20 protein-coding genes are annotated in these 19441 nt (G+C 61.7%); 19 read left to right on the top strand and 1 reads right to left on the bottom strand.

Features of this window, described 5'->3' with window-relative positions; translation table 11 throughout:
- The first annotated feature begins 414 nt into the window (after positions 1-414).
- The 19 genes from GGQ74_RS03765 (at position 415) to GGQ74_RS03855 (ending at position 16663) form a co-directional block, all read left to right on the top strand.
- Positions 415-1899 carry an SLC13 family permease gene (locus tag GGQ74_RS03765; protein WP_167940189.1) on the top strand — a complete coding sequence of 495 codons (1485 nt, stop codon included), beginning with the start codon at positions 415-417 and terminating at the stop codon, positions 1897-1899.
- Between the two features lie 106 nt (positions 1900-2005).
- The gene (locus GGQ74_RS03770) at positions 2006-3457 is read left to right on the top strand and encodes a transferase (protein WP_167940190.1); all 1452 of its coding nucleotides are present in this window, start codon (positions 2006-2008) and stop codon (positions 3455-3457) included.
- 534 nt (positions 3458-3991) lie between these two features.
- Positions 3992-4558: a Na+/H+ antiporter subunit E gene (locus GGQ74_RS03775; protein WP_209280060.1), complete on the top strand. Its 567-nt coding sequence runs from the start codon at positions 3992-3994 to the stop codon at positions 4556-4558.
- A gap of 3 nt (positions 4559-4561) precedes the next feature.
- Entirely contained in the window at positions 4562-4849 is a 288-nt protein-coding gene (locus GGQ74_RS03780; RefSeq protein WP_167940191.1) for an MrpF/PhaF family protein, read from the top strand.
- Between the two features lie 22 nt (positions 4850-4871).
- Complete coding sequence (gene mnhG / locus GGQ74_RS03785) at positions 4872-5201, top strand: monovalent cation/H(+) antiporter subunit G (protein WP_167940192.1); 330 nt, start codon at positions 4872-4874, stop codon at positions 5199-5201.
- A gap of 3 nt (positions 5202-5204) precedes the next feature.
- Entirely contained in the window at positions 5205-5450 is a 246-nt protein-coding gene (locus GGQ74_RS03790) for a hydrogenase subunit MbhD domain-containing protein (RefSeq protein ID WP_167940193.1), read from the top strand.
- On the top strand, positions 5450-6283 hold the full coding sequence (locus GGQ74_RS03795; protein ID WP_245168114.1) for a Na(+)/H(+) antiporter subunit B: 834 nt from the start codon (positions 5450-5452) through the stop codon (positions 6281-6283). Before GGQ74_RS03790 ends, GGQ74_RS03795 begins: the two co-directional genes overlap by 1 nt.
- A 2-nt stretch (positions 6284-6285) precedes the next feature.
- Positions 6286-6681, top strand: a complete 396-nt coding sequence (locus GGQ74_RS03800; protein ID WP_167940194.1) for a cation:proton antiporter subunit C — start codon at positions 6286-6288, stop codon at positions 6679-6681.
- Positions 6681-8180 (top strand): proton-conducting transporter transmembrane domain-containing protein, encoded by a 1500-nt coding sequence (locus GGQ74_RS03805; protein WP_167940195.1) that lies wholly within the window; start codon positions 6681-6683, stop codon positions 8178-8180. The genes GGQ74_RS03800 and GGQ74_RS03805 overlap by 1 nt, the downstream gene beginning before the upstream one ends.
- 9 nt (positions 8181-8189) lie before the next feature.
- On the top strand, positions 8190-9671 hold the full coding sequence (locus tag GGQ74_RS03810) for a monovalent cation/H+ antiporter subunit D family protein (protein WP_209280061.1): 1482 nt from the start codon (positions 8190-8192) through the stop codon (positions 9669-9671).
- A gap of 13 nt (positions 9672-9684) precedes the next feature.
- A complete protein-coding gene (locus GGQ74_RS03815) occupies positions 9685-9936 on the top strand; it encodes a hypothetical protein (RefSeq protein WP_167940196.1) in 252 nt (83 codons plus the stop codon).
- Positions 9926-11677, top strand: a complete 1752-nt coding sequence (locus GGQ74_RS03820; protein WP_167940197.1) for a Na(+)/H(+) antiporter subunit D — start codon at positions 9926-9928, stop codon at positions 11675-11677. The genes GGQ74_RS03815 and GGQ74_RS03820 overlap by 11 nt, the downstream gene beginning before the upstream one ends.
- A gap of 31 nt (positions 11678-11708) precedes the next feature.
- Positions 11709-12191, top strand: a complete 483-nt coding sequence (locus GGQ74_RS03825; protein ID WP_167940198.1) for a Crp/Fnr family transcriptional regulator — start codon at positions 11709-11711, stop codon at positions 12189-12191.
- A 478-nt stretch (positions 12192-12669) separates the two neighbouring features.
- Positions 12670-13317, top strand: coding sequence for a hypothetical protein (locus GGQ74_RS03830; RefSeq protein WP_167940199.1), 648 nt, complete (start codon positions 12670-12672; stop codon positions 13315-13317).
- An 18-nt stretch (positions 13318-13335) separates the two neighbouring features.
- Positions 13336-14091 (top strand): cobalt ECF transporter T component CbiQ, encoded by a 756-nt coding sequence (cbiQ, locus tag GGQ74_RS03835; RefSeq protein WP_167940200.1) that lies wholly within the window; start codon positions 13336-13338, stop codon positions 14089-14091.
- Positions 14088-14819, top strand: a complete 732-nt coding sequence (locus GGQ74_RS03840) for an energy-coupling factor ABC transporter ATP-binding protein (protein WP_167940201.1) — start codon at positions 14088-14090, stop codon at positions 14817-14819. Before cbiQ ends, GGQ74_RS03840 begins: the two co-directional genes overlap by 4 nt.
- A 137-nt stretch (positions 14820-14956) precedes the next feature.
- Complete coding sequence (locus GGQ74_RS03845) at positions 14957-15742, top strand: sirohydrochlorin cobaltochelatase (protein WP_167940202.1); 786 nt, start codon at positions 14957-14959, stop codon at positions 15740-15742.
- 249 nt (positions 15743-15991) lie between these two features.
- Positions 15992-16345, top strand: coding sequence for a DMT family protein (locus GGQ74_RS03850; protein WP_167940203.1), 354 nt, complete (start codon positions 15992-15994; stop codon positions 16343-16345).
- A 78-nt stretch (positions 16346-16423) separates the two neighbouring features.
- Positions 16424-16663, top strand: coding sequence for a hypothetical protein (locus GGQ74_RS03855; RefSeq protein WP_167940204.1), 240 nt, complete (start codon positions 16424-16426; stop codon positions 16661-16663).
- Positions 16664-16746: 83 nt separating this feature from the next.
- Here GGQ74_RS03855 and glgP read toward each other — a convergent pair whose 3' ends face one another.
- Positions 16747-19314: an alpha-glucan family phosphorylase gene (gene glgP / locus GGQ74_RS03860; protein ID WP_167940205.1), complete on the bottom strand. Its 2568-nt coding sequence runs from the start codon at positions 19312-19314 to the stop codon at positions 16747-16749.
- Positions 19315-19441: the final 127 nt, after the last annotated feature.

Below are 19441 nucleotides of genomic sequence, written 5' to 3' on the forward strand. Positions count from 1 at the left end.
CTCCCGGACATGACGAACGTGCTGAAGGCCAAGCGGAAAAGGCGAAACGGACAGACGTGTTCGGATCGTCCACCGCCAAGGCGAACGGAGTACCACGCAGCTTGCCCAGCTTCGCGAGACAATGCTCCGATCAAAGGCTTGCGACCACCGTGCATACCGCCAACTTGCACACGTGGTCTAACCTGCATGGTTCGAGGGCCATCGGCCCACACCGCCCGAACCCTGCGTAGCCCGCCGAAACGGTTTCCCCGCCTTGGTCACGCGGCATGCACAAGCCATCGCATCGACGGAAGGGTGCCCAATATCTTCCCGACAATGTGGGGGTCTTGAGGTGTGACACAGTTGGACGGGCAAACGACGACTGTTTGCTTGCCCACCACCCCTCTAACGCTTGTTGTCTGACGGAGGATCTTGATGGTTGAAAAAGCAAAGGCCGCCGTTGAGGAAGTGATGTTCGATAAGACGCGGCTCATCGCCATGCTTACCGGTGTCCTTCTCTTCGTCGTGGTGTACTGGTCCCCCATGTGGGCCGACGCCATCGACCCGGCTGGCAAGCACTTCGTGCTTACTCGTGAAGGAAAGGGTGCCCTTGCCGTATTTCTGCTGGCAGGCACCTGGTGGGTCTTCGAAGTAGTCCCCATCGGCGTGACCTCTCTCATGATCGGCATCCTTCAGGCCCTGTTCCTGATCCGTCCGGCCAAGGTCGCGTTCAAGGACTTCATGGACCCGTCCGTGATGTTCATCTTCGCCTCGCTGGTCATCGGCGCGGTCTTCACCAAGACCGGCCTCACCAAGCGACTTGCCTACAAGATGCTCGCCATCGTCGGCGAACGCACGTCGATGATTCTGCTCGGCACGTTCGTCGTCTGCGCGGCACTCACCCACATCATGGCCCACACGGCGGTCGCGGCGACCCTGTATCCGCTGCTGGTGGCCATATACAGCCTGTACACAGATGAAACCGAACCCACCAAGTTCGGCAAGGCCCTGTTCATCGGCATGGCCTACGTGGCAGGCGCAGGTTCCATCATCACCCTGCTCGGCGCGGCTCGCGGCGCCGTGGCACTCGGCTTCTTCAAGGATATCATGGGGCAGGAGATCAGCTTCTTCACCCTGACCTACTACATGGCTCCCATCGGCTGGCTTATGACCTTCCTGCTGTGGGGATTTTTCATGCTGGTGCTGCCCCCCGAGCGCAAGACCATCCCCGGCCTGCGCGAAAAGGCGGCAAAGCTCAACGCACAGCTCGGTCCCATTACCCGCAAGGAAATCATGGCCGCGACCATCGTTGGCGCAGCCATCCTGATCATGAGCCTCAGGTCGTTCATCCCAGTGCTCAAGCCCGTGGACAAGACGGCCATCATCCTGTGTTCCACCGTCCTCTTCTACGTCTTCAAGATTCTTGACCTGAAGGACCTCGAAGAGGTGCCGTGGAACATCATCCTGCTCTTCGCGGGTGCCATGAGCATCGGTTTCTGCCTGTGGGAAACCGGCGCGGCCAAGTGGCTCGCCGTGAACTGGCTCGTACTCTTCGAAACCGCCCACTGGTTCGTCTTCGTGATGGGCATCGCCTTCTTCGTCATGGTCATGACGAACTTCATCATGAACGTCGCGGCGATTGCCATATCGCTGCCCGTTGCGCTGGTCATCGCCCCCTATCTGGGTGTCACCGGCGAAGTGATCCTGTTCGCCTCCCTGATCGTGGCAGGCATGCCCTTCCTGCTGCTCGTCGGCGCTGCGCCAAACGCCATCGCCTACAACTCCGGGCAGTTCACCAGCGGCGAATTCTTCAAGTACGGTGTGCCTGCCAGCATTCTGCTGCTGGCTGTCACCGCATTTGCGGTACTTATCCTGTGGCCCATCATGGGTATGCCCATCACCCTGCCGGTAGGCGGCTAGGCGAGGCGCTCATGAACAGCTAGAATACAATACGGCCCCGAAGGTTCATTGCCCGCCTTCGGGGCCGTACAGCCTGAACCGGTTATCGATGGAGGGAAGCAAACGCATGAACCAGCTCCAGAAACTGCTGGAAAGCATCGTCACCCGCGTCAACGTCAACCTGCGCGAATTCACCGACGTGGGTCCGCACATCCGCAATCTTGTAGACCGCAAGCGACTGTCCGGCTTCTACGCATTCTACGGACTGACACAACACCATCCGCTCTATTTCAAGTTCGTGGAATCCTGCTTGTCCGGCACATATTTCCTCGGGAAATGCGATACAAGTCGCTCTATCATCTACAAAAGCGACATCCGCGGCGACGAGCTCAAGCGCCGCGGCGACGTGGTGACTGTCGGCGGCCTGAAGGTGCGCCTGCTCAGCGACGAATTCATCTCCATCCGCGACAGCTATCTCGTAAAAACCCTCGTGCACAACCATTCGCACGATCTGGAAAACCTTGAGAAGTTCGCCATCCGCAACACCGTGGCCCTGCACTGGTCCAACATCCACGGTTCGCCCATGGAAGGCTGCTTCCTCGGCCCCTTCGCCACGGTCGACCTCACCAGCGCGCACAACTGCGTGTTTGGCTCCTACTCCTACACGCAGGTCGGCGACATCTCGAACACCTACGTGAAGCCCGGTCGCGTGTGGATCAAGTCCGAAGGCGAATTTGAATTCAACTACCAGTTCGACGAGGACGTCCTCCACCAGTACGTGGCCTACGAGACCGGAAAGCCGCCCAAGGGAATCCTCATGGACTACGTGGAGGACCGCAAGGCCGACTTCCTGCCCATCTACAGCTTCGTGCAGGAGCACCCGGTACCCGTGCCCCCCGGGGCGTCCCTCTCGCCCTACGCCGTGGTCAAAGGGCAGACCCGCGTGGACCGCAACGTGCTCGTGGCGCAGCGCGCCTACCTTGAGGAGGCATGGCTGGGCGAAGGCTCCAACGCGCAGGAAAACTGCTACATCGTCCACTCCAGCCTCGAAGCCGAGGACGTCACCGCGCACGGCGGCAAGATCATCCACGCCCACCTCGGCAGACACATCTTCGTGGGCTTCAACGCATTCCTGCACGGCACGCCGGAGAATCCGCTCCAAGTGGGCGAAAACTCCATCATCATGCCGCACACCATCATCGACGCGGACGAGCCACTCGAAATTCCCGCCGAAACGCTGGTCTGGGGCTACATCCGCACCGCCGCGGACCTCGAACAGAACTCCATATCCCTAAAGGAACTGGAAGACATCACCGACGGCCTCGAAATGGGTGCCATGCGTTTCAGCGGCAACGGCAAGATTTTTGCCAACGTCTTCCGCGACCGCATCCGGCACATCCTTGAGGAAAACGGCGCGTTCTACACCCCGACCGGAAACAACGCTGGTCACGCCCAGAAGAATCAGGAAATGGCCTTCAACATCATGCAGCCCTACCCGTCCGGTGACCTTGAGGGACTCTACCCGGCCCTTGAGATCAACCCGACGTCCGTGGACTATTTCGCGCCCATCGAAGACTGATCAGCCAACACACGCCACAACAGAACGGGCCGCAGGAGCATCCTGCGGCCCGTCTTTTTCCCGACGCGGCGATTTTCGTGGCATCGCCCGCCCGCTGTGCTATCATCGTGCGGATTCCACTGGTCACCCCCCACTCGCTCCCCCACAACCACGTGCAGCGCAATCGACATTCCGGCCTCTCGTCTCTCTAGTGGCCATCGCGACATGTCAGCAACACGACTATTATGGCGGATGCAATCACGGCAAACTCACATGCACAGGGGGCATTTCGGCACGATCCGGGGCGGAATTGCGCAGCGCAACGCACAGGTGCAGCGGCGAGAAACCGCATCCCTGCCCGGTGCAGCCGAGCGCTCACTCGGGAAAAATGGAGAAACACGCACCGATTCAGGTTTTTTCCGCCCGAATGGTATTCAAATATTGTTTCAAATAGGGTAAGCAGACGGGGACTTTTTGGGAGGAGGTGCCCCCAAAAAGAGAAGGAGAGGAAACTTACCCATATAATTCGTTACTGTTACAAACAAGGATTCGCTCATGGCCATTTCCAATGACCGTCTTGAGCGGCGGTACGGACCCGCCGCTGGGACAGGTGCGTCCGCCGAGCCGCAGAAGCGGCGCATCGGACCCATGGTTGTCACGTTCGTCATCATGGCGATCACATGGGTTGTTCTTTCGGGGCAGTTCGATCCCTTCCACCTGAGTCTAGGGGTCATATCCTGTTCCATCGTTGCCTGGTTCTCCAGTGACCTGCTCTTCCCGCCACGGGAATCCAGCGGGCCCGATGGTACGTGGATTCGCTTCTGTCTCTACATCCCTTGGCTTCTGGTCGAGATCTTCAAGGCCAATCTGTGGCTTCTGTACCTGGTCTTCCATCCGCGCATGATGGACCTGATCGATCCCAAGATCATCAAGTTCGACACACGCCTGCGCAAGACCATGTCACGCCTTACCTTCGCCAATTCCATCACGCTCACGCCCGGCACCATCACCGTCTATGTGGACGTTGACGGCCGCTACACCGTGCACGCCATCGACGACAAGTCGGCGGCGGGTCTGCCCGGCGAGATGGAGGAGAAGGTAGCCAAGACCTTCGGAGAGTAACCCATGGATTCATTCTTCCTGTTCTCCGCCCTGTGCCTCGTGGCCGTCATGATCATCACCCTGTACCGCACGGTGGTCGGTCCCACGGTTCTCGACAGGCTTTTGGGCGTCAACGCCATCGGGTCCAAGACGGTGGTTCTGCTGGTCCTTCTGGGCTTCAGTTTCCAACGCGTGGACATGTTCGTGGACATTGCACTGGCGTACGGCATGCTGAACTTCATCGCCGTCATTGCCGCCAGCCGCTACTTCCAGAAACGAAAGGGACTGCACGACGAGTCCCAGGGCAGCTAGCCCCAACAAAGGAGAGCAAGACATGATACTCGACATCATCGTCATGACGCTGCTGCTTCTGGGCGTCGTGGTCTTCGCGGGGGCGGCCCTCGGAATCCTGAGATTCCCGGACTTCTATTCGCGCCTGCATCCCGCGGGCAAGATGGACACGCTGGCCTCCGGATTTATGCTGCTGGGTCTCGCCCTGTACAACCTGCATCACTTCGATGTGGCGAATCTGCTGACCAGCCTCAAGATCATGCTCATTCTGGTCTTCGTGTTCATCGCCAGCCCCACCGCCACCCACGCCCTCGTGGACGCCGGCTTCAGGGCTGGCCTCAAGCCCTGGCAGAAGGGTCAGGAGAGGAGATAGCGCATGATCTGGCAGATTGATCAAGCAATCCTCGTACTGGTCATGGTATGCGCGGTGGCCGCCCTGCAGATTCGCGATCTGCTCGGCGCGGGCATCGTGTTCGGAGCGTTCAGCTTCATGATGTGCCTTCTGTGGACATCCATGGGCGCGGTGGACGTCGCCTTTACCGAGGCGGCCGTCGGCGCGGGCGTGAGCACGGTCCTCTTCATAGCGGCCGTGTTCCGAACCTCAAGGGGGTCGAAGGACTGATGATGAAGCACATCGCACTGGCAACGGTCGTCCTGACCGGCCTGCTCATGATCTACGTGACGGAAAGTTTCCCGACGTGGGGCGACCCCAACTCCCCGGCGAGCCTGCACGTCTCCAATCATTACATTGAAAACTCGCTGCCCGAGACGGACGTGCCGAACATCGTCACCGCCGTGCTCGGCGACTACCGCGGATTCGACACCATGTTCGAGACCACGGTCGTCTTCTGTGCGGGCATGGCCTGCTTCTTCCTGCTTGGCGCGTACAAGCGCGAGGAACCCGCCATCCGCTACTACCGCCACACGGCCACCGGCGTGGTCCTGCAATTCAGGAACGGGGCCAAGGGCCCGCGCCAGGGCGGAGCCTTCGAGCGCATCGACCCCACGTGGACGCCTTATGACTTCATTGTCTCGCGCGTGTGCAAGCTGATGATTCCCTTCATCCAGATCTATGGTCTCTACGTCATCGCCCACGGCCATCATAGCCCGGGCGGCGGCTTCCAGGGCGGCGTCATCCTTGCGGCAGGCTTCCTGCTCTTGGCCCTGTCGCACAACCTGCGCACCCTCACCGAACGTATCTCCCACCGGGTGCTCGGCATCATGTCCGCCATCGGCGTGGTGATCTACGCAGGCTACGGCGCACTGGCCCTGCTCTATGGCGGCAACTTCCTCGACTACTCGGCGCTGGCCGGGCTGCTCGGCGTCGATCCCATCTACGCCCGCTCCCTCGGCATCATGATCGTCGAAATCGGCGTTGGCACCACCGTCATGTCGACCATGGTCATCATCTATAACAACGTCGCCTCTGTCGGCCGTTACGACGAGGGTCTGTAGCCATGTACGAACTGTTCGAGACCGTACTCGCGGCAAAATACAACTACTGGGCCTATACGGTGCTGATGATGATCGGCGTGTGGGCGATGATCGGAAAGAACAACCTGGTCAAGAAGGTGGTCGGCATGAACATCTTCCAGACCTCGATCATCCTCTTCTACGTCTCCATCGGCTCCAAGAAGGGCGGAACGATTCCGATCCTGATGCATGCGCACGGCGCGGAAAGTCACGCCGTTCACGCGGCGGACTACATCAACCCGCTGCCCCACGTGCTCATGCTGACGGCCATCGTCGTGTCCGTCGCGACCCTCGGTGTGGCGCTGGCGCTTCTGCTCAACATTTACAAAGAGCACAAGACGCTGGAAGAAGATGAAATCTTAAAACACCTCAGCGAATAATGAACCAATATCCTGCGCTTATACTCATCGCACCGTTGTTGTCGGCCTTTGCCGTCGCCATCGGCGGATGGTTCGGCCGGCGGATCCACTTCCCCGTGGCCGTCGCCGCGCTGGGCGTGTCCGTCCTGTCCGCCATAGGGCTTCTGCTCGAAGTCCTCGCCGACGGCCCCTTCAGCTACCGCCTCGGTGGCTGGGCCCCGCCCTTCGGCATCGAGTACTACATCGACTACCTGAACGCGCTAGTCCTCGTACTCGTCTCCGGTCTGGGCTTCGTCAACCTCATCGCCACGCGCCCCGACGTCGAGCGCTGCTACGAAGGCAAGGTCCCGGTGTTCTACACCCTGTACCTGCTCTCCGTGGCCGGTCACCTCGGCATCGTGGTCACGGGCGACGCGTTCAACCTCTACGTTCTGCTCGAAATCGCCGCCCTGTCGGGCTATGCGCTTCTGGCCATGGGCAGCGCGAGATCCGCGCTCTCCACCCTGCGCTACCTGTTCATGGGCACCGTTGGCGCGTCCTTCTACCTGCTTGGCGTGGGCTACATGTACATCATGACCGGCTCGCTCAACATGCAGGACCTCGCGTCCATTCTCCCCGGGCTCTACGGCAACCCGGCCATCATGGCCTCCTTCGGCCTCGTGCTGGCGGGTGTGTTCGTCAAGATGGCCTTCTTCCCGGTGCATGCTTGGCTGCCGGGCGCATACGGTGATGCCGGTTCCCCGGCGTCGAGCCTCATCGCGCCCATGACCACCAAGGTCATGGTCTACGCGATGATCCGCATGATGCTCACGGTCTATACGCCGGACTTCGTCTTCTCCTCCCCCGTATTCTGCGAGGGTGTGGTGTGGGCAGCCGTGGCGGCCATGCTGGCCGGCGCGTTCTTCGCCCTCGCCTCGCGCGATCTCAAGCGCATGCTGACCTTCATCCTCATCTCCGAGGTTGGCTACATGGTCGGCGGCGCATGGCTCGGCAACCGCGTTGGCATGACGGGTTCCATCCTGCACATCGTCAACGACGCCGTGATGACCCTGTGCGTGTTCCTGTGCGTGGGCTGCATCGCCTACCGCAACCGGAGCACCCGCTTCGAGGACCTCAAGGGACTCTTCCGCAGACAGCCCTTCACCATGGCGGCTCTCGTCATCGGTGCGCTGGCCATGATCGGCGTCCCGCCGACCTGCGGCTTCTTCTCCAAGTGGTACCTCATCCTCGGCGGCCTTCAGGCCGGTCATTTCGGGTTCGTCGCCGCGCTGGTGCTCTCGAGCCTCATCAACATCGTCCTGTTCTTCAGGATATTCGAGATCGCCTACTTCGAACCCTTCGCTGAGGGACACGGTCACGAGCACGGGCATGGTCCCGCGCCCGAACCCATCAACGACGCACCGTGGAGCATGGTGGTGCCGCTGCTTCTCGTGGCGGCCGGCCTCATCGTGCTGGGCGTCTTCTCCGGCGACATCGTGACCCGCGTCATCGACTTCGCCATACCGGCCAACATCGTCTAGGGGACTCGCATGCACATCGAAACCGTAGAATCCATCAGACCGCTTATCGCCGTCCTGGTCTCGCTGGCGGTCATGCCGATCATCGCGTCGTGCGGTAAATCCCCCAACGCGCGTGAGGCATGGACCTTCATCGCCGCCGCGATCAAGCTGGCCATCATCGCCTCCATGATCCCCGCGGTCCTTGACGGCATCCAGTTCACATACACCATGTTCGAGGTCATCCCCGGCGTCCCGCTCGCATTCAAGGTCGACGCGTTCGGCCTGCTCTTCGCGATCGTCTCGTCGTCCCTGTGGATCCTGACCTCCATCTACTCCATCGGCTACATGCGCGCCGAGCACGAACACAGCCAGACGCGCTACTTCGCGTTCTTCGCTCTGGCGCTGTCGTCCACCATCGGCGTGGCGTTCTCCGCAAACCTGCTGACCATGTACATGTTCTACGAGATTCTCTCCCTGAGCACGTACCCGCTGGTCACCCATCATCAGGACCGCGAAGCCCGCGCATCCGGCCGCAAGTACCTGCTCTACATCATGGGCACGTCCATCGGCCTCGCGCTGCCGGCCATGCTCATCGCCTACTTCCAGGCGGGCACGCTGGACTTCGGTCCCAACGGCTTCCTCACCGGCCACGTGACCCCGACCATGGCCACCACGCTGCTGGTGATGTTCCTGTTCGGCTTCGCCAAGGTCGGCATCATGCCCGTCCACTCATGGCTGCCCGCAGCCATGGTCGCGCCCACCCCGGTCTCCGCACTGCTGCACGCAGTTGCGGTCGTCAAGGTCGGCGCGTTCTCCATCCTGCGCGTCATCACCGGCGTGTTCGGCGTGGACCTACTGGCCCAGATGAATCTGTCATGGTTCATCTGCACGGCGGCGAGTGTGACCATCATCACGGCCTCGCTCATCGCGCTATCGCAGGACGGACTCAAACGCAGGCTGGCCTTCTCGACTATCGGCCAGCTCTCCTACATCGTGCTGGGCCTCGGCCTGCTGGCTCCGAAAGCCGTCATGGGCGGCAGCATGCACATCGCCATGCACGCCTTCGGCAAGATCACGCTGTTCATGTGCGCCGGTGCCATCTTCGTGGCCACCGGCAAAAAGTACATCAGCGAGATGGTCGGCATCGGCAGGCGCATGCCCGTGACCATGACCGCGTTCCTCATCGGTTCGCTCTCGGTCATCGGCATTCCGCCCACGGGCGGCTTCTTCTCCAAGTGGTACCTGCTGCTTGGCACCATCGAAGCCGGACAGTGGCCCTTCATGGTGGTGCTGCTGGTCAGCTCCATCCTCAACGCCGCCTACTTCCTGCCCATCGTGTACAAGGCGTTCTTCTGCACTCCGGAGGAATGCATGTTCAATGATGGTGTCAAGGAAGCGCCCATCCAGTGCGTGGCGCCGCTGGTCATCACCGCGGCCTGCTCCGTCGGGCTTTTCTTCTACCCCGACGTGTTCATGAATCTGGCCGCGCTGGCCGTGGGCGTGACCCCCTAAGGAGAAGGACGACATGAGCCAAAAGAAAGAATTCGACTGGTTCGATCACGACAAGAACAGGAAGCTCCTGTGGAAGCTCTTGTTCGGCACCTGCGCCCTGACGCTGGCCCTTGAGCCGTTCGCCCACGTCCACGGCCACTTCGGCTGGGACGACTTCTTCGGGTTCTCGGCGCTTCTGGGCTTCGGCTCCTGTGCCGTGCTCATCATTCTCGCAAAGCTTATGGGCTATGTGCTGAAGGTGCGGGAGGACTTCTATGATCGCTAACATTCCACCGTTCGCCATCCTCATCCTCGGCGCGGCACTGGTGCCGTTCTTCCGGGACAGGATGAAAAGCATCTACGTGTGCATGCTGCCCGCTCTGGCTTTCTGGGTCATCACCCAGTTGCCCTACGGCGAGCATCTCGGCGTGCACTTCTTCGGCTACGACCTGACGCTACTGCGCGTGGACAAGCTGTCCAAAATCTTCGGATACATCTTCACGCTCAACGGCTTCGCGGCCTTCCTGTATGCCTTCTACCTGAAGGACAACCAGCAGCACATGGCCGCGCTGGGATACATGGGCGGCGCGCTCGGCGTCGTCTTCGCGGGCGATCTGGTCACTCTCTACTTCTTCTGGGAGTGGATGGCCGTGACCTCCACCTTCCTCATCCTCGCCCGCAAGACCAAGAAGGCCTACGGCGCAGGCTACCGCTACGTGCTGATGCATCTCTTCGGCGGCCTCGTGCTGCTGGCGGGCATCGTGCTGCACGTGCAGTCCTCCGGCTCCGTGACCTTCGAGCACTTCGCCACCCGCGGCCTGGCCTCCTACCTCATCCTGTTCGGCATCCTCGTGAACGCGGCGGCTCCGCCCTTCCACGCATGGCTGTCCGACTCGTACCCGGAGGCCACCGTCACCGGCGGCATCATCCTGTCCGCCTACACGACGAAGACTTCGGTCTACACGCTCATCCGTGGGTATGCAGGCTATGAGGTCCTCATCGTCATCGGCTGCGTGATGGCCCTCTACGGCATCATGTACGCGCTGCTCGAAAACGACATGCGCCGCATTCTGGCCTACTCCATCATCAACCAGGTGGGCTTCATGGTCTGCGGCGTGGGCATCGGCACCGCCATGTCCCTCAACGGCGCGGCGGCGCACGCCTTCTGCCACATCATCTACAAGTCCCTGTTGTGGATGAGCGCTGGTAGCGTGCTGTACATGACCGGCAAGAGCAAGTGCACCGAACTCGGCGGTCTGTACAAGACCATGCCGTGGACAATGATATTCGGAACAATAGGCGCACTCGCCATCTCGTCCGTGCCCTTCACCAGCGGCTACACGTCCAAGCCTCTCATCATCGAGGCCGCCGTGCACGAGCACTGGACCTGGGCATGGCTGGTTCTCGAAATCGCCTCGGCGGGCGTGTTCCTGCACGCGGGCATCAAGTTCCCCTACTTCGTGTTCTTCAATCAGGACAGGGGGCTACGCCCCGGCGAACCGCCGCACAAGACCATGCTCATCGCCATGGGCCTCATGGCCTTCCTGTGCATCTTCCTTGGCGTGTACCCCGATCCGCTCTATGCGATCCTGCCGTTCGACATGCCCGCCCACGTGCCCTACACCTTCGGCGGCGTGGTCAAGCAGTTCCAGCTGCTGATGCTCTCGGCTCTGGCGTTCTTCGTGTTCCTCAAGCTGCTCAAGCGTACGGACACCATCGCGCTGGATACGGACATCTTCTGGCGCTTCGGCGGCCGCGCGTTCAGCTGGTTCATGGACAAGACCCTGAATGGCCTGAACGCCATATGTGATGCGGTCTTCGTCAAGGGACTGGCGGGACTGGTCAACGCATTCTTCGTGAATGCCCCGCTCAGGCTGACCCAGCTGGTGCTGAACCCCGTGCTGAACGGCGCGCAGCGCGACAGACTGGCAAAGCAGTTCAAGGCCGGAGTGTCCCCCATCGGACTCTCGGTAGCCGTGTCCCTGCTGTACCTGTTCGGGATCATCGTCTTCACGATGAACCGCTAGCAACCCGACAACATCGATCGAGGTTACGAATATGATCACGCTCAACGATCTGAAAAGCGTTCCCATGCTGCAAGGCCTCGGCGACGAGGCACTCAAGAAGATGCTGCCCCTCGCCCACATCGAGACCTACGCCGAGGATCAGATCATCTACGAAACCAATTCCCATGCCGAGAACTTCTACATCGTCCGTTCCGGCAAGGCACTGCTCGAAGGCGACCTGAACGAGGACGTCACCGTGTCGCTGGCGGCGCTGAAGCCGGGCTACCTGTTCGGCTGGTACGCGCTGCTGCCCAACTCGAACCACACCATGCGAGCCCGCGCCACCGAGAGCTCCGAGATCATCGTCATCCCCGGTGATGGCCTGCGCATGCTGATGGACGAGGACCACGACTTCGGCTACCGCCTCATGAACCGCCTGTACATGCTGCTCAAGATCCGTCTGGACCACCGCAGCGAGCAATTCATGAAGATCCTCGCCCGCCATCCCGACCTGACCTCCGGGACCGAGGACTAAAGACGCCCGCGCTTCTGCGCGAACCTCACCGATATGGCGGCGTGCGGATTGTTCCGCACGCCGCCTTTTCATTTGGACAAACGAAAGCCCCAGCCCGAACGCTCGCCGAACGTGCACACCACCGCGCCCATCACCATGCCTCCCCCGCGCGTGACACGCGACTTCGGCCCGCAATCCCATGCGAAAAAAATGGTACCCCTTCCCCATCCACTCGCCAGGCCCACCCGAAATCCCGCACAAAACGATTCGCAACCCATCGACTTGCCGTACAAATCTTTTCCGACGCTTCGACGAGGCCCATCCACCCCCAGCCTTCCATTCCTCTATACAATCATACGTTCGCTCATTGATTGACCGCTCAACAGACACGCCGTGAAATCCATTGCATTGACTGTGGCACTTTCCGCAAAAATATATTACGAGGAACGCCAAGACACACGGGGATTCCCCCTGTGCACCCCATTTCACGGAGGTCGTCTTGATCCGCACCGCATATGCCTTCACGCTCCGGACAGTCCTCGCCGCCCTCTTCGCGACGCTTCTTCTCGCCCAGACCGCCCATGCCCATCGGGTGACCATCTTCGCCTGGGAGGAAGACGGAGCCATCCATACCGAGAGCACCTTCAGCGGCGGAAAGAAGGCCCGCGACAGCAAGGTCGTGGTGTCCGACGCCGCATCCGGCAAGGAAATTCTGACCGGCACCACGGACGACAACGGCCTGTTCACTTTCCCCATCCCCGCCGAAGCCAAGGCCGCACGCATGGACCTCAAGATCGACCTGTACGCAGGCGTCGGCCATGCGGGGCAGTGGATCATCGCCGCCGACGAATACCTCGGCGAGGCCGAAACCGCTGTCGGCACCGCCACCGCCCAGTCCGCCGACGCTACGCCGCAGCCCGCACCCGTGGCCCCCGCAGCGGGCGCGCAGACCCTGTCCGGCATCGACGAGGCGACACTCACGCGCATCGTGGAGCACGCGGTGGACCGCAAGCTCGCGCCCATCGCCCGCAAGCTCGCCGAAGAGGAGACCGCAGGCCCCGGTGCCGTGGAAATCTTCGGTGGCATCGGCTACATCTTTGGCCTGTTCGGCGTCGCCGCGCTGGTCCGCAGCCGCCGCAACCCATAGGACACGAAACGGCGCGCCATGCTCGATGAACACTTCGCCTACGGCACCTCGCCCGTTCACGCGCTGGACCCGCGAGTGAAGATCACGGCGGCAACGGCGTTTTCCGTCGTAGTTGCCGTATCGCAGCATCCGCACACGCTCTACGCGGCGCTGGCCGTCTCCGTCGCGCTCCTCGCGGCGGCCCGGCTGGACGCCCGCCCCGTGCTGCGCAGACTGCTGGGCGTCAACGCGTTCATCGCTTTCCTGTGGCTGTTCATCCCGTTCTCCGTGCCCGGCGAGGCCGTGCTTTCCGTGTGGAAGCTCGTCGCCTCGCGCGAGGGACTCGAACTCGCGGGGCTGATCACGCTCAAGTCCAACGCCATCGTCATCGCCTTCACCGCACTCATCGCGACGACGCCGGTTCCCGACCTCGGGCATGCGCTGCGCAAGCTGCACGTCCCGGACAAGCTGGGGTGGCTGCTCATCTTCACCTACCGCCACATCTTCCTCATCGCGCAGGAATACCAGCGCCTGAACGCGGCAATGAAAGTCCGTGGATTCCGCCCCCGCACCGACCTGCACACCTACCGCTCCTACGCCTCTCTCATCGGCATGGTCCTCGTGCGCAGTTGGGACCGCTCGGAACGCGTGTATCAGGCCATGCTCTGCCGAGGCTTCAACGGCACGTTCCACTCGCTCAACGGCTTCGCCCACTCAACCCGAGACATCCTCTTCCTCGCGTCCATGCTTGCCGTCACATGCGCTCTGGCCGCCGGAGAAATCATACTTCCATGACCGATTCGACCCCCATTTTCGAACTTCGCGGCGTCAGCTTCGGCTACCCCGGCCGGGCCAACATTCTCAACGAACTCGACTTCGCCCTGCCACGCGGCGCGCGCGTCGGCATTATCGGTCCCAACGGCGCGGGCAAGACCACCATGGCCCACATCCTCATGGGACTCGTGAAGCCCACTTCCGGGCGCATCCTGTTCCGGGGAAAAGCCGTGGAATCCGAGGACGGATTCGTGGCCCTACGCAAGGCTGTGGGACTCCTGTTCCAGAACGCCGAGGATCAGCTCATCTTCCCCACCGTCATCGAGGATGTGGCATTCGGGCCGCTCAACGCCGGGAAATCCGCATCCGAAGCCAAGGACATCGCCCTGCGCACACTGGCGTCCCTCGGGCTAAGCGGCTTCGAGCACCGCGTCACGCACAAGCTCTCCGGCGGCGAAAAGAAACTCGTGTCCCTCGCCTCCGTGCTGGCCATGGACCCGGAGGCCCTGTTCCTCGACGAACCCACCAACGCGCTGGACGTCGACACCCGCGAGCGCCTCGTGTCCATCCTGAACGGACTCGACAAGGCGCTGATCATCATCTCCCACGACTGGGACTTCCTCGCCCGCACCACGCACGACATCTACGCCATGCGCAACGGACGCGTCACCTTCGACGGCGAAACGCACGCGCACCAGCACATCCACGCCCACGTGCACGGCACCACGCCCCACACCCACGGCGAATAACCCCGGCCCACGGGCCCACACGGGGCACCCCATTCCGGAAATGCGCCCTCGCGGGGCTTCGCAATCGGACGATTGTCTGATATGTACGTGAGTTGTGCCGTACGGCACGTTCCATTCACATCCCATCCCCGAAACGCATGAAAAAAGGCATTCTGCTCGTCGCATTCGGCTCCAGCCGCGAAGCAGCGCACCTCTCCCTCAGGAGGTTCGACGATGCCGTGCGCCTACGCTTCCCCAAAATCCCCGCCCGCTGGGCCTTCACGTCCGGCGTCGTACGCGGCAAGCTCGCGGACAAGGGCAAGAAGACGGATTCCGTAACCAAGGCGCTGGAAAAGATGTGGTTCGAGAAATTCACGCATGTGGCCGTGCAGTCGCTGCACGTCATCCCCGGCGACGAATTTCACGACCTCGTGCAGGATGCCGACCGTTTCCGTGGCGGCGACAGAGGGTTCGAAAGCATCGTCCTCGGCCGTCCGCTCATCGCCGGGCCGGAGGACGTCCCCGCCGCGGCCGACGCGGTGATGGCCGCACTACCGCCCGAGCGCACGCCGGACGAGGCCGTGGTACTCATGGGCCACGGCACATGGCACGCCGGAGACTGCATGTACGACGCGCTCTACGACGAATTGCGCAGCCGGGACGAAAACGTGCTCGTCGCCACCATGGAGGGCCGCCTCGTTATCGGCGACATCACGCGCGAGCTTGTGGAACGCCGCATCGGTCGCGCGTGGCTGGTGCCGCTTCTGGCCGTGCCCGGCCGTCACGTACAGAAGGACATGTGCGGCTCCGGTCCCGAGTCGTGGGTCAACATCCTCGCAGCGGCGGGCATAGAGCCGCGCTGCGTGCTGCGCGGCACCGCCGAATACGGCGACTTTCCGAAGCTGTGGCTCGACCACCTCGAAGAGGCCATGCGCGACCTGTAGCCGCCGCATCGTCTCTCACGTAAACTACCGCGCGACGCCGCGCAAAACGGCAACGTCCCTATCATCCCGCACACGCTCCCGCCCCGTCTCCACACTCCGATTGACATTCCCCTCGGAACGGATGCACATCACGCATCCGGGGATTCCCCCGCACGGACGCCACGCACTCACCCGCTCTTCACCTTAACGAGCGATGACACGCCTGCCCGCGCCCGCCGCAAACCGCCCTCCACCGTCGAGGTACAACGCATGCATAAGCTTCTGCCCGTTCTGTTCCTCATCCTGTCGAACATGTTCATGACCTACGCATGGTACGGCCACCTGAAGGACTTCAGAAGCAAGCCGCTTTTGGTCGTCATCGTGCTGAGCTGGGGTGTGGCCTTCTTCGAATACTGCCTGCAAGTGCCCGCCAACCGCATGGGCAGCGGCATCTACAGCCTCGGCCAGCTCAAGGTGATGCAAGAGGTCATAACCATGTGCGTCTTCGCGGGCTTCTGCACCTTCTACATGAAGGAACGCCTGACGTGGGATTTCCTGTGGGCAGGCTGCTGCCTCGCCGGCGCGGCCTACTTCATGTTCCGGGGCTTCAATCCGCCGGCGTAAGGGGGAGACTGACCCGCCACGCACATCACCTTTCAACCTCGCGCCACCCACCATTCATCGACCGACAAGGAGAACGCCGTGGAAGAAAACGTGAAACTCACCGCTGAACACATGCACGAGGCCCTCGACCGTGCCTACGTGATCAACACCATGTACGATCAGATACTGATGCAGCACCCAGCCGTGATGGGCACCCCGAAACTGAAGGAAAAGGCCGAAGCGATTGCCGAAGCTCTGGCCAGCTTCTACCAGTTGTGCGGCAAGGTCTCTTTCGACTTCCACGAAGCCGCCGAAGCTCGGGAAAAGGACGACCGCTAGGGCTTGGCCCCGCATTAGCCACAAACGAAAAGCCCCCGGCATGCCGGGGGCTTTTCGTTTGTATCATCGCGTCGCTTGTAGACCTATTCCGCCCAGCGGATGAGTCCGAGCGAATGGGGGTCCAGAAGGTGTCTGTGGCGCGGTAGCACGCGCACGGTGAAGCCGAAGCGCCCTGGAGCAACAGGCTTGAACGCGCCGGAATACCGGCACCATCCATCCTCCACGAATTCGCCCGGCTTCATCTCCACGGCCTCGCGCTGGGAGAACTGCCCATCCTGATCGAGTGCGCCGGAGTAGATTTCCACAAGGACATTCTCTGGAGCGATGCCGTTGAGACGGACCTCCGCCGCCACACTGACAGGCTCGCCCACATGAATCTCGCCGAATTCCTGCGCGGTGACGTGCCGGATGCCCAGCCCATGCCACTTGGTCATCATGTCCATCCGCCACTGAGCGAGATCCTTGGCGGCCTGGAAGCCCTGTTGCGTGAGCGCCACGAAGTTCTGGTAGGCGGGGATGTAGGCGATACGCGCATAATCCTCCACCATGCGGTGCGAATTGAACATCGGCCCCAGTTCCACCAGCGCGTTCTTCATGCGCCGGACCCAGTGCCGCGGCAGGTTGCCATGCCCCCGGTCGTAGAAGTCAGGCACGACCTCGGTTTCAAGCAGCGTGTACAGAATCTGGGATTCCACGAAGTCCTGATGGCGCGGGTCGTCGTAGATTTCGCCACGTCCGATGGACCAGCCAACGCTGTTGTCATCCCGGTAGGCCTCGGCCCACCAGCCGTCGAGGGTGCTCAAATTGATGACGCCGTTGGCCATGGCCTTCATGCCGCTGGTGCCGCAGGCTTCGAGAGGAACGCGCGGATTGTTGAGCCACACGTCGCAGCCCTGAAGCATGTATTCGGCCACCTCCATGTCGTAGTCCTGCAGAAACACCATGCGCGGACGGCAATTGCCCTCGCGACAGAACTGGACGATCTGCTGGATGATCTTCTTGCCCTCGTTGTCCTGCGGATGGGCCTTGCCCGCGAAGATGAACTGCACGGCGCGCTGACTGTCGCCGATAAGCTTCATCAGCCGGTCGCGATCCTGCAGGATGAGGTTCGCGCGCTTGTAGGTGGCAAAACGCCGCGCAAAGCCGATGGTCAGCGCCTGCGGATCGAGCACGTCCTCGGCGGCCTCCACCTCGCTTCGCCGCGCGCCCTTCTGCAACAGCTCCTGCCGCAGACGATGGCGCACGAAATCCACAAGCCGCTCGCGCAGACGCTCGTGCGTCCGCCAGAGTTCGGCGTCCGGGATGGCCTCGGCATTGCGCCACACGCGCACGCAGTCCGGGTCCTCACGCCAGTTCCCGCCGAGGTAGCGGTCGTAGAGCACGGCCAGATCATCCGCCACCCATGACGGATGATGCACGCCGTTGGTGATGGAGCCGATGGGCACGTCCTCGGTGGGGAACTGCGGCCACACGCGTTTCCACATGTTGCGCGAGACATGTCCGTGCAATTCGCTCACGCCGTTGTTGAAACGCGACAGCCGAAGCGCCAGCACCGTCATGCAGAACGGCTCCGCGTCGTCGCGCGGATCCTCGCGTCCGAGGGCGAGAAAGACCTTGAAGGCAAGGCCCAACTCGCGGGCGTAGGGTTCAAGGTAACGCTGCATGAGGTCCGGAGGAAAGCGGTCATTACCCGCCGGGACCGGGGTATGCGTGGTGAACACGCAGCTCGACGCCGCAAGCTCCACCGCAGCCTCATAGCTCATGCCGCAGTCCTTCATGAACAGCCGAATGCGCTCAAGGCCCGCGAAGGCCGAATGGCCCTCGTTCATGTGGATGATGCGCGGCTCCAGCCCAAGGGCGGCCAACGCCTTGATGCCGCCGATGCCGAGCAGGATTTCCTGCTGGAGGCGCATCTCCCAGTCGCCGCCATACAGGCGCGTCGTCAATTGGCGAAACTCCGGCGGATTCTCCGGAATGTTGGTATCCATGAGGTAGAGGTTCACCCGCCCCACCGCCGCCTTCCAAATCTGGACGATGAGCTTTCTATCCTGCAGGTCTATGGTGAAGGTCACGGGCCGCGCGTCGGCGTCCTTGACAAGGGTGATGGGCATCTGCTCGAAATCGTAGACGGGATAGCGCTCGTGCTGCCAACCGTCCGGCGTGAGGCGCTGCCGGAAGTAGCCCTGCTGATAGCACAGGCCAATTCCGACGAGGGGGACATTGAGGTCGCTTGCGGATTTAAGGTGATCACCGGCCAGAATGCCGAGTCCGCCGGAATAGATGGGCAGGCAGGGGCTTAGGCCGAATTCGAAGCTGAAATAGGCCACCACGGGCTGGCCGGGCGTCGCGCCGGGAAAGTCCACGACGGACGTCGTGCGCGAAAGGTAGGCCCGAAGTTCATCGACCGTCTCATGCATGCGGGAGAGGAACAATTCGTCGCCGGAAAGCTCTTCCAGCGTCTCCTGCCCGAGGCTGTTGATGAAGCGCACGGGATTGTTCTCGCTCATGCGCCACAGACGGGCGTCGATGCGGGAAAAGAGATCGACAATGTTTCCGTTCCAGGAGAAGAGGAGATTGTAGGCAAGATCCCAAAGCGGCTTCAGATTCTCCGGAAGCCGCGGGACCACGCTGAAAACCTGGATAGGCTGCATGGCGCACTCCTTGGGGGCGCGGGCCTGCCGCACCCTTCCGAAAAAGTTCTCCGGCACGTTCTAAACTGCCAACCCACCCGGAAAATGGCAAGCCCTCTCTTGCCCCTTCTCGTCGAATCATGCCTTG

The sequence above is a fragment of the Desulfobaculum xiamenense genome (genome assembly GCF_011927665.1).
GTDB classification, from domain to species: Bacteria; Desulfobacterota; Desulfovibrionia; order Desulfovibrionales; family Desulfovibrionaceae; genus Desulfobaculum; species Desulfobaculum xiamenense.

Coding starts and splice junctions, on each gene's coding strand:
- GGQ74_RS03775 (WP_209280060.1), top strand. CDS start 3,992: ATGGCCATTTCCAATGACCGTCTTGAGCGGCGGTACGGACCCGCCGCT.
- GGQ74_RS03825 (WP_167940198.1), top strand. CDS start 11,709: ATGATCACGCTCAACGATCTGAAAAGCGTTCCCATGCTGCAAGGCCTC.
- GGQ74_RS03790 (WP_167940193.1), top strand. CDS start 5,205: ATGATCTGGCAGATTGATCAAGCAATCCTCGTACTGGTCATGGTATGC.
- GGQ74_RS03850 (WP_167940203.1), top strand. CDS start 15,992: ATGCATAAGCTTCTGCCCGTTCTGTTCCTCATCCTGTCGAACATGTTC.
- GGQ74_RS03845 (WP_167940202.1), top strand. CDS start 14,957: ATGAAAAAAGGCATTCTGCTCGTCGCATTCGGCTCCAGCCGCGAAGCA.
- GGQ74_RS03805 (WP_167940195.1), top strand. CDS start 6,681: ATGAACCAATATCCTGCGCTTATACTCATCGCACCGTTGTTGTCGGCC.
- GGQ74_RS03795 (WP_245168114.1), top strand. CDS start 5,450: ATGATGAAGCACATCGCACTGGCAACGGTCGTCCTGACCGGCCTGCTC.
- GGQ74_RS03780 (WP_167940191.1), top strand. CDS start 4,562: ATGGATTCATTCTTCCTGTTCTCCGCCCTGTGCCTCGTGGCCGTCATG.
- mnhG (WP_167940192.1), top strand. CDS start 4,872: ATGATACTCGACATCATCGTCATGACGCTGCTGCTTCTGGGCGTCGTG.
- GGQ74_RS03770 (WP_167940190.1), top strand. CDS start 2,006: ATGAACCAGCTCCAGAAACTGCTGGAAAGCATCGTCACCCGCGTCAAC.
- glgP (WP_167940205.1), bottom strand. CDS start 19,314: ATGCAGCCTATCCAGGTTTTCAGCGTGGTCCCGCGGCTTCCGGAGAAT.
- GGQ74_RS03800 (WP_167940194.1), top strand. CDS start 6,286: ATGTACGAACTGTTCGAGACCGTACTCGCGGCAAAATACAACTACTGG.
- GGQ74_RS03815 (WP_167940196.1), top strand. CDS start 9,685: ATGAGCCAAAAGAAAGAATTCGACTGGTTCGATCACGACAAGAACAGG.
- GGQ74_RS03840 (WP_167940201.1), top strand. CDS start 14,088: ATGACCGATTCGACCCCCATTTTCGAACTTCGCGGCGTCAGCTTCGGC.
- GGQ74_RS03820 (WP_167940197.1), top strand. CDS start 9,926: ATGATCGCTAACATTCCACCGTTCGCCATCCTCATCCTCGGCGCGGCA.
- GGQ74_RS03765 (WP_167940189.1), top strand. CDS start 415: ATGGTTGAAAAAGCAAAGGCCGCCGTTGAGGAAGTGATGTTCGATAAG.
- GGQ74_RS03810 (WP_209280061.1), top strand. CDS start 8,190: ATGCACATCGAAACCGTAGAATCCATCAGACCGCTTATCGCCGTCCTG.
- cbiQ (WP_167940200.1), top strand. CDS start 13,336: ATGCTCGATGAACACTTCGCCTACGGCACCTCGCCCGTTCACGCGCTG.